Below are 9,566 nucleotides of genomic sequence, written 5' to 3'. Positions count from 1 at the left end.
TGGGCTACTTTGCTAGCGCCCGCTCGGCGCGAGTGGGTTACTTGGCGGGGAGGATCTGCACGGCGTCGAGGTGGACGTTGCCGGAGGCGTTGGTGGTGCGGAAGATGACGGCGGATTCTTCGCCGGCGGTGAATTTGTAGGTGCCGAGGGTGTAGGCACCCTGGGGGTCTTTGGGGGATTTGGTTTGATCGACGGTGACGGTTTTTTCGCCGTCGGCGGTGAGGAGGGTGATGGGGGCGGTTTTGGCGCGGTTTTCGTGGGGCTGGAAGTAGATGCGGACTTCGTAGCTGCCGGTTTGTTTGACGCTGAAGGGGAAGCGGGCGCTGGCGGCTGCGTCGCTGCTGTAGCTGTAGTGTTTGCCGACGTAGGGCTTGAGGCCTTCGCCATGGGCCCATTTGCCGGTGAGCTCGGCTTCGGTGTCGTCGATGACGATGCCTTCGAGTTTTTTGGGGTCGATGCTGTCGGCGGAGGTGCCGGGTGGGGGGAGGTCGGGGAGTTTTTTGGCGTTGCCGGGAAGGTAGAGGGCGCCTTCGAGGGTGTCGCGGCGCATGGCGCCGGGCTGGGACATGAGGTCTTTGAGGATGTCGAGGTACTGCTCGTAAACGCCGCGTGGGGTGGTGTGGTGGCGGACGCAGATCCAGGCGGCTTTGCCGACGACTTCGCCCATCATGCCGCAGGTGCGCATGACACGGGTGGAGCCGAGGGCGTGGCGCTCGACGGAGATGGTGCGGCCGGCCATGAAGAGATTGCCGATGTCTTTGCTGTAGAAGCAACGATAGGGGACGGGGTAGCCGTTTTTGCGGTCGGTGTGCTTGCCGAATTCGGCGCGGCTGATGAAGGGATTGTCGGGGTAGTTTTTGGCGTACTGCTCTTTGGGGTAGTGCAGGTCCTGGTCCCAGGTGGTGGGGACGCAGCCGTCGGGGTGGATGATGCCTTTGACCATGTCTTCGCCATTGAGGATCATGTCGCCGACGATGCGGCGGGATTCGCGGGGGCCGCCGATGTAGGCGAGCCAGGTGAGATCGAAGTCGGCGTATTTGTCGGCCTTGAGGGTTTTGAGGGCGGTGACGGCTCCGTAGACGGCGCGGAAGTTGTGGTCGCGGATGAGTTCGAGGTCGTTGAGGGGGTGCTTGTCGAAGCCGCTTTCCCAAAACCACTCGCCGTGGACGTAGTCTTCAGGGGCGGGTGTGGGGGTGTAGCCGAGGTCGTAGCCTTTCATGTTTTCGGCGTTCTTTTTGCCGACGGGGGCGAGGGCTTTGGGCTCGGGGAAGTCTTCCAGTGTGAGGGGGAGGGCCCAGGGGGTGGCGGGCCAGGTGACGGGGTGCTTGAGGTTTTGCATGACCCACATGTTGCTCATGCCCATGCGGCCTTTTTCTTCCATCATGAACTCGGCTCCGGCGAGGGCGCCGACGCTGCCGTGGCCGGTGCAGTCGACGAAGAGCTTGCCGAGGAAGCGGGTTTCTTTGCCGGTCTTGGTGTCGAGGCCGATGACGGAGCGGATGTTCTTTTTGTCAGCAGTCATTTCGACGCCGTAGACGTGGGTGTTGAGGTGGAGGGAGATGGTTTTCTCGGCGTTGACGGTGTCTTCTTTGAGCTTGTCATTGAACTCCTGGGGGGAGGCGGCGGGGCTGTTGCTGGCGCGGTCGGCGAACTCTTCGACGATCTCGCCGAGGTGGGGGTAGAGGCCGCGGCGGGTGCCGCCCATGGCCCAGACCTGGATTTCGCTGGAGCCATTGCCGCCGAGGACGGGGCGGTTTTGAATGAAGGCGACTTTGAGGCCCTGGCGTGCGCCGGAAATGGCGGCGCCCATGCCGGAGTAGCCGCCGCCGATGACGACGAGATCGTACTCGGGAGATTCTGGGGCTTTCTCTGGGAGGCCGAGGAGCTGGCGGCGGAGCTTGTTGGTAGCGGCGAGGTCGGCGGGCGGGGTGAAGTCTTCGCCGTCTTTGGCGAGGATGAGGGCATCGATGCGGCCATCGAAACCGGTGAGGTCGTGGAGGGCGAGGGTGGTGGTCTTGCCGGTGATTTTGACGGGGGCGGCTTTTTCCCACTGCCAGTCTTTGCCGGTGGTGCCGAATTCGTGGTCGAGCTTCTGGCCGTTGACGGTGATCTGGAAGCGGCCGGGGGCGCCGGTGGCATCCCAGGGGCCGACCCAGTTTTTGGTGCGGGCCCAGAGGGTGTAGGTGCCGGCGGGGAGATCGATGGTGGTGGTGGCGTCTTTGACGGGCTTGCCCATGCCGTGGGCCATGAGGTAGGGGGAGCCCATGACATCGATGAACTGGGTGTCGAGGACCCAGCCGCCGGGGGAGGAGAAGGATTCGGCCTCGAGCCAGAGGGGCTGCGCGTGGGCCGCAGCGGCGGTGCCGAGGGTGAGGAGGGTGGCAAGGAGGGCGGATTTCATGGTTGAGGGTGGTTTTAAACGAGGACGGGGGGAGAAAGCAATCGTGGAGTGTTTGTTACAGTAACAGAGGTTGGTGGCATTTATGATTTACGATTTTTGATTTATGATTTGGGGAGGTGTGCATAACTGAGGTGCGTGACGAGGCCGGATGAGGTTGGCCGAAAGAGGGGAAAGACGGGGGAAAATATGAGGGTGATGGGGAAGGAGAAAGCGCTGGGGATTGACTGAAAATTGGGAACTGAAAACTGAGAATTGAAAATTGACCGGAGCAGACGTTTCGCATTGGAAGGGATATCCGATTTTGCCGCAGAGGGGGCAGAGGATGAAGTGGTGAGGGAGTCTGTGGTGGAGGGCTGAGGGATTGACGATTGATGAACAGTCGATTTTTGATTTTTGAGGTGTCGGACCTCGCGGGGAGAGGGGGTGGTGGGGAGGCGCGAATGGTTATGGGAGTGAAGGGAGCGCTGATCGACAGGCAGGAGTGCCTGTCGTACTCCAAAAAAACGCGGTGGGTCCGGGAGGACGCACCGCGTTGAAGAGGGGAATTGGGGGAGTGTTTTTTTACTCGGACTTCAGGGAGGCCATGTCGATGGAGAAGCGGTATTTGACGTCGCTTTTGAGGAGGCGGTCGTAGGCTTCGTTGATTTGTTGGATGGGAATGATTTCGACGTCGGAGGTGATGTTGTGGGTGCCGCAGAAGTCGAGCATTTCCTGGGTTTCGGCGATGCCGCCGATGAGGGATCCGGCGAGGCGCTTGCGACCGAAGAGGAGGCCGAAGGCGGAGACGGGGAGAGGTTTATCCGGAGCGCCGACGAGGGTGAGGGTGCCGTCGATTTTGAGGAGGTTGAGGTAGGAATTGATGTCGTGGTCGGCGGAGACGGTGTCGAGGATGTAGTCGAAGCTGAAGGCGTGGCGCTGCATTTCGTTGGCGTCGGTGGAGATGATGAATTCATCGGCACCGAGGGTGAGGGCGGCGTCTTTCTTTTTGGGGGAGGTGGAGAGGACGACGGTGTGGGCTCCGAAGGCGTGGGCGAATTTTACGCCCATGTGGCCGAGACCGCCGAGGCCGACGACGCCGACTTTTTTGCCCTTGAGATCGCCCCAGCGACGCATGGGGGAGTAGGTGGTGATGCCGGCGCAGAGGAGGGGGGCGGTGCCTGCGAGGCTGAGATTGGAGGGGATGGTGAGGACGAAGTGTTCATCGACGACGATGGAGGAGGAGTAGCCGCCGTAGGTGACGGGGGCGGTGCCGTGTTTGTCGGGGGAATTGTAGGTGAAGACGCCGTGGGGGCAGAACTGCTCGAGATTGGCGGCACACTGGGGGCAGGACTGGTCGGAGCCGACGAGGCAGCCGACGCCGACGACGTCGCCGACTTTGTGCTTTTTCACGGCGGAGCCGACCTTGGTGATGCGGCCGACGATTTCGTGGCCGGGGACGCAAGGATAGACGGTGGGCATGGCGCTCCACTCATTGCGTGCCTGGTGGAGATCGGAGTGGCAGACGCCGCAGTAGAGGATGTCGATCTCGACATCGCGCTCGGTGGGTTCGCGACGCGGGATGCTGAGATGGGAGAGTGCGGAGGTGGGGCTGGTGGCGGCGTAGGCTTTGGCGGTGGGCATGGCGGGCGGGTGTTAGGAGTTGGGTTGAGTGGATTGGTATTGCTCGTCGGTGACGTGTTCGAGCCAGTCGACGACTTTGCCATCGAGGCTTTCCTGGATGGCGATGTGAGTCATGGCGGTGGTGGGGGAGGCGCCGTGCCAGTGCTTTTCGCCGGGCGGAAACCAGACGACATCTCCGGGACGGATTTCTGCGATGGGTCCGCCGAGGCGCTGGGCGCGGCCGCAGCCGGAGGTGACGATGATGGTCTGGCCGAGGGGATGGGTATGCCAGGCGGTACGGGCGCCGGGTTCGAAAGTGACGGTGGCGCCGGCGGCGCGTGCGGGTGAAGCAGGCTGGAAAAGTGGGTCGATGCGCACGGTGCCGGTGAACCAGTCGGCAGGGCCTTGAGCGGAGGGCTTGGAGCCGTTACGTTGGATTTCCATGATTGCTTCGCGGGGTATACGTTTGGGAGAGGTCTGACGTCCGGATAATTATGCGGGCTCTGCAGTGAAGCGACGCAACGAAGTGGCTGCAACAGCGACATTGGATTCAATGAGCGAGCTTGTGTAGAGTGTGGGATGGCACGCGCTTCTTTGAACGACATCGCCCTCAGGCTCGGCATTTCCAAGATGACGGTGTCGCGTGCGCTGCGCGGGGGGAAGCATGTGGAGGTGGAACTGAGGGAGAGAATTGTGCAGACGGCGGAGGAGATGGGCTACCGGCCTGATCCTGAGATCGCGAAGCTGATGACGCACATGCGGAGCGCGCGGCGTGTGACCGCGCCGCTGACGCTGGCGTTTGTGTGGGCGGAGCGGAGCTCGCAGGAGATCGAGCGTTCGTCGTGGTCGCAACAACTGGTGCTGGGGGCGCGGCAGCAGGCGGCGAAGCTGGGCTTTCAGCTGGAGGAGTTTCATCTGGCGGCGCGGGGGATGACGGGGAGGCGGCTGTCCGACATTCTGGAAGCGCGGGGGATTCCGGGGTTCATTCTTTCGCCGCTGGTGTCGAGAAGCCGGGGGCATGTGAGCATGGCCTGGGAGAAGTTTTGCAGTGTGGTGATCGGCCTGGGCTATGCGCGGCCACAGCTGCACCGGGTACATCATCACCACTATCTGGGCATGATGACGGCACTGCGGATGCTGAAGAAGCAGAAGTACAAACGGATCGGCTTCTACTGCGGCAGCACGATCAATGAGCGGATGTTTCGGGCGTGGTCGGCGAGTTTTCTGGCGCACCACCCGCTGGCCCAGCCCGGCGAACTGCTGGCGCTGCGCAAGGCACCGAGCCGCAATGATTTCCTGCAGTGGCTGCGCAAGGCCAAGCCTGACGTGGTGATCGACGGGGGGCATGTGGTGAAGGACTGGCTGACTCCCCTGCCCTGCGCGCGGCGGCCGGACTACGTCTCGCTGGGCTGGCGGGCGGACATGGCTGAAGTGCCGGGGGTCGACCAGCAGGCGGATGTCCTAGGTGCAGCGGCGGTGGATCTGCTGGTGACGCAGTATCAGCAGAATGAGCGGGGCATCCCTGAAGCGCCCAGGATCGTGATGACCGAAGGCGTGTGGCGGGCGGCCACAGCCTAGGAGCGCCCTACTGCAAACGAGATGGCGGCAGCGCGGCCCACCGCTCTGAAAGGGCGCATAAATATAGCGATTTATGGGAGAAGATCGCTCGTTGTACACGGGTTTGACCGGGGACGTTGGCCGCAGCAGCAGTCACGTACAACCCCGCATATATCATTGCATTTCAGCAATTTGTAACCAATCCAACCCACGCTTCATGTCCCTTTTCGTCTCCTTTTGTGGCAGCGACCTTTGCCGCCGGTTACGGCCACTGGTGCCAGGGATGGGTGCAAAAACCCCTTATCGAGGGTATATGAATAGACTGCAGTCTGTGGCTTCGTATGCACCAAGAATGGAAATACTTCACCTCGCTTCACGGAAATCCTTTATTTACGCTGGCTTGGCGGCCAGCCTCCTGTTTAGCGGCTGCCACCCCAAGGAGACTGAGCACGCGGAGAAGGAAGAAGAGGCGCAGCTGATCCTGACCAATCCCCTCAGGAGAGATACGCTCGTCACGCGCGAATACGTGTGTCAAATTCGGTCCTGCCGAAATATTGAGCTGCGGGCGGTGGAACGGGGCTACCTGCAGTCCGTCTTTGTCAAAGAAGGCCAGGTGGTCAAGGAGGGCGAGCCCATGTTCAAGATCCTGCCGCTGGTGTACCAGGCAGAACTGACAAGTGCCGAGGCCGAGGCTCAAGTGGCCAAAGTGGAGTATGAGAACACCAAAAGGCTGACGGAGAGCAAGGTGGTGTCTGACAAGGAGCTGGCCATTTCCAAGGCCAAATGGGAACAAAGAGTGGCGGTGGTGAACCTCGCGCAGGCTCACCTCGGCTTCACCAACATCAATGCTCCTTTTCCGGGGCTGATGGACCGCCTGCACCTGCGGAATGGCAGCCTGGTGGATGAGGGGGATCTGCTGACGACCCTGTCTGACAACAGCGAGATGTGGGTCTATTTCAACGTTCCTGAGGCAGAGTATCTGGATTACATGTCTGAAGAGCAGCCGGACGAGAGAAAGAAAGTCGAACTGGTGATGGCCAACGGAAAGACTTTCAACCAGCCGGGAAGAGTCAACGTGATCGAGGCGGAGTTTAACAATCAAACCGGCACCATTCCATTCCGTGCGGATTTTCCGAATCCGGACCGCCTGCTCAGGCACGGCGAGACGGGCAACATTCGCATGAACAAAATGGTCAGGGGTGCGCTGCTGGTTCCCCAGAAAGCGACGTTTGAGATTTTGGACCATCACTATGTGTTCATCGTGGGACCGGATGATGTGCTGGTGCAACAGCGCATCCATATCAGCGAGGAACTGGAGGATGTTTTCATTGTCAGCGAAGGTTTGACAGACAAGGACAAGATCGTTCTCGAAGGAATGCGGCAGGCCAAAAGCGGAGAGAAAGCAGTGTATGTTTTCAAGAAGCCCGAAGAGGCTTTCAAGGACATGAAACTGCATGCTGAATAATAACAGGATTTGACCCATGTTTACGAAGATTTTGCGCCGGCCGGCCCTGGCCATTGTTATCTCACTGATCATTCTGTTCCTCGGGGGACTTTCGATGATCACCCTGCCGATCTCCCAGTTCCCTGACGTGGCGCCGGTGTCGGTCATGGTGACCCTGGACTACCCGGGAGCGAGCGCGAAAGTTCTGGAGGAGTCGTGTTTGATTCCACTGGAGCGCTCGATCAACGGGGTGCCCAACATGAAGTACATGACCTCGGACGCCACGAGCGCGGGGGAGGCAACGATTCAGGTGATCTTCCACATGGGGACCGACCCGAACCAGGCGACCGTGAACGTGATGAACCGCGTGAACCAGGTGATGAGCCGCCTCCCTCCGCTGGTGCAACGCGAAGGCGTCATCGTGAACAACCTGACGCCGAACATGCTGATGTACGTGAACCTTTTCAGCACGGACAAGAACGCGGACATGCAGTTCCTGTTCAACTACGGCTACATCTATCTCATCCCGGAACTGAGCCGTATTCGCGGCGTGGGACTGGCCAAGATCCTGGGCACGCGACAGTACGCGATGCGCATCTGGCTGAAGCCGGACCGCATGCGAGCCTACAACGTCTCGACGGAATCGGTGATGCATTCACTTTCGGAGCAGAGCTTGATCGGTTCTCCAGGGCGAATCGGGCGAGCGGACAGCAAGACATCCCAGTCGCTGGAATACGTGCTCACCTACGTGGGCCGATACAACACCGTCGAACAGTATGAGAACGTGATCCTGCGAGCGACGGAAGACGGCGAACTGCTGAGGCTGAAGGACGTGGCGTCCGTGGAACTGGGCAGTGAGTTTTACGATCTGTATTCCGACCTCGACGGACTGCCCTCCGCGGCCATCGTGATCAAGCAGAGCTTCGGGAGCAACGCGAACGAAGTCATCAAGGAGATCAAGGAGAAGCTGATCGAGATCAAGGAGAAGACGTTTCCGTCAGGGATGGACTACAAGATCAGCTACGATGTGGCCAACTTCCTTGATGCCTCGATTGAAAAGGTGCTGCATACGCTGATCGAGGCCTTCATTCTGGTGGCGCTCGTGGTGTTTGTTTTCCTCGGGGACTGGCGCTCAACGCTCATTCCGACGCTGGCGGTGCCGGTCTCTCTGATCGGCGCCTTCTTCCTCATGCAGATGTTTGGGGTGACGATCAACCTCATCACGCTCTTCGCCCTGGTGCTGGCCATCGGCATTGTGGTGGATGACCCCATCGTGGTGGTGGAGGCCGTGCATGCCAAGATGCATGGCACCTTTTTGTCCCCCTACAAGGCAACGCAGATGGTGCTGCATGAGATCGCCGGTGCTGTTATCGCCATCACGCTGGTGATGACAGCGGTGTTCGTGCCGGTGACATTCATGTCAGGGCCTGTCGGCGTCTTCTACAGGCAGTTCTCGATCACGATGGCGGTGGCGATCGTGCTCTCAGGCGTCATGGCGCTCACGCTGACGCCCGTGCTGTGCGCGATGATCCTGAAAAAGCCCGATCATGGCCATGGCAACGACCACGGCCACAAGCGCAAATGGCGCGGGCCGATTGCGTTGCTGCTGGCCGCCTTCAATCATGTGTTTGAAAAGGTGACGGACATTTATGTCGCCATCCTCCGAAGGATCGTGCACAGGCGGCTGGTGACGCTGGCAGTGCTGGGGATGGCCGGTGCGGCGATTTACTTCATCAACGAAAAACTGCCCGCAGGCTTCATTCCTGCGGAGGACCAGGGAATGATCTACGCGATTCTGCAGACGCCTCCTGGATCGACGCTGGAACGCACCTCTGCGAAGTCCACCGAGCTGCAGCAGCTGGCCAAGACCATTGAAGGGGTCGATTCCGTGTCATCTCTGGCGGGCTACGAAGTGCTGACGGAGGGCCGCGGATCGAACGCCGGCACGTGTCTGATCAATCTGAAGAACTGGGAGGAGCGGCACCTGACCGCACCCCAGATCATCGCGGAACTGGAAGAAAAGTGCAAAGCCATCTCAGGAGTCACGATCGAGTTCTATGAGCCGCCGGCAGTTCCCGGCTACGGTGCGGCGGGTGGTTTCTCGCTGCGACTGCTGGACAAGACCAACACGGGTGACTACGACAAGCTGCAGGTGGTGAACGATGAGTTCATGGCGGCACTGGCGAAGCGCAAAGAGCTGCGCGGCCTCTTCACTTTCTTCAGCGCCAACTATCCGCAGATCGAGCTCGTGATTGACAACAAAGTGGCGATGCAAAAGGGGGTCTCGATTGGCAAGGCGATGGACAATCTTTCCGTCATGATCGGCAGCACCTACGAGCAGGGCTTCATCAAATTTGGCCAGTTCTTCAAGCTGTATGTGCAGGCACATCCCGACTTCCGGAGGCTGCCGAAGGATCTCAAGGACATGTATGTGGCCAATGAAAAGGGGGAGATGGTGCCGTATTCGGCCTTCATGAGTCTGAAGCCGAAGCTGGGCTTGAATGAAATCACCCGTTACAACGCCTATCCGGCCCCGTCCATCCAGGGTGCGCCGGCCGCCGGTTA

6 protein-coding genes are annotated in these 9,566 nt (G+C 60.2%); 3 read left to right on the top strand and 3 right to left on the bottom strand.

Features of this window, described 5'->3' with window-relative positions; genetic code table 11:
• Nucleotides 1-37: 37 nt before the first annotated feature.
• The 3 genes from ACILSL_RS25760 to ACILSL_RS25750 all read right to left on the bottom strand — a co-directional run bounded on the left by ACILSL_RS25760 (nucleotide 38) and on the right by ACILSL_RS25750 (nucleotide 4,444).
• Nucleotides 38-2,401 carry an FAD-dependent oxidoreductase gene (locus tag ACILSL_RS25760; RefSeq protein ID WP_395734947.1) on the bottom strand — a complete coding sequence of 788 codons (2,364 nt, stop codon included), beginning with the start codon at nucleotides 2,399-2,401 and terminating at the stop codon, nucleotides 38-40.
• A 561-nt stretch (nucleotides 2,402-2,962) separates the two neighbouring features.
• Nucleotides 2,963-4,021, bottom strand: a complete 1,059-nt coding sequence (locus ACILSL_RS25755; protein WP_395734946.1) for an NAD(P)-dependent alcohol dehydrogenase — start codon at nucleotides 4,019-4,021, stop codon at nucleotides 2,963-2,965.
• A 12-nt stretch (nucleotides 4,022-4,033) separates the two neighbouring features.
• A complete protein-coding gene (locus ACILSL_RS25750; protein WP_395734945.1) occupies nucleotides 4,034-4,444 on the bottom strand; it encodes a cupin domain-containing protein in 411 nt (136 codons plus the stop codon).
• 135 nt (nucleotides 4,445-4,579) lie between these two features.
• Here ACILSL_RS25750 and ACILSL_RS25745 point away from each other — a divergent pair, with 135 nt between their 5' ends.
• The 3 genes from ACILSL_RS25745 to ACILSL_RS25735 all read left to right on the top strand — a co-directional run.
• Complete coding sequence (locus ACILSL_RS25745) at nucleotides 4,580-5,578, top strand: LacI family DNA-binding transcriptional regulator (RefSeq protein WP_395734944.1); 999 nt, start codon at nucleotides 4,580-4,582, stop codon at nucleotides 5,576-5,578.
• A gap of 73 nt (nucleotides 5,579-5,651) precedes the next feature.
• The gene (locus ACILSL_RS25740; RefSeq protein ID WP_395734943.1) at nucleotides 5,652-7,022 is read left to right on the top strand and encodes an efflux RND transporter periplasmic adaptor subunit; all 1,371 of its coding nucleotides are present in this window, start codon (nucleotides 5,652-5,654) and stop codon (nucleotides 7,020-7,022) included.
• A 16-nt stretch (nucleotides 7,023-7,038) separates the two neighbouring features.
• Nucleotides 7,039-9,566, top strand: a 2,528-nt coding sequence (locus tag ACILSL_RS25735) for an efflux RND transporter permease subunit (RefSeq protein WP_395734942.1), incomplete at its 3' end; no start/stop codon positions are given.

The organism is Prosthecobacter sp. (assembly GCF_044222345.1).
In the GTDB taxonomy this organism is placed as follows: Bacteria; Verrucomicrobiota; Verrucomicrobiia; order Verrucomicrobiales; family Verrucomicrobiaceae; genus Prosthecobacter.
The sequence above is the reverse complement of the archived record's forward strand: the minus strand, read 5'-3'. Positions and strand labels throughout refer to the sequence as shown.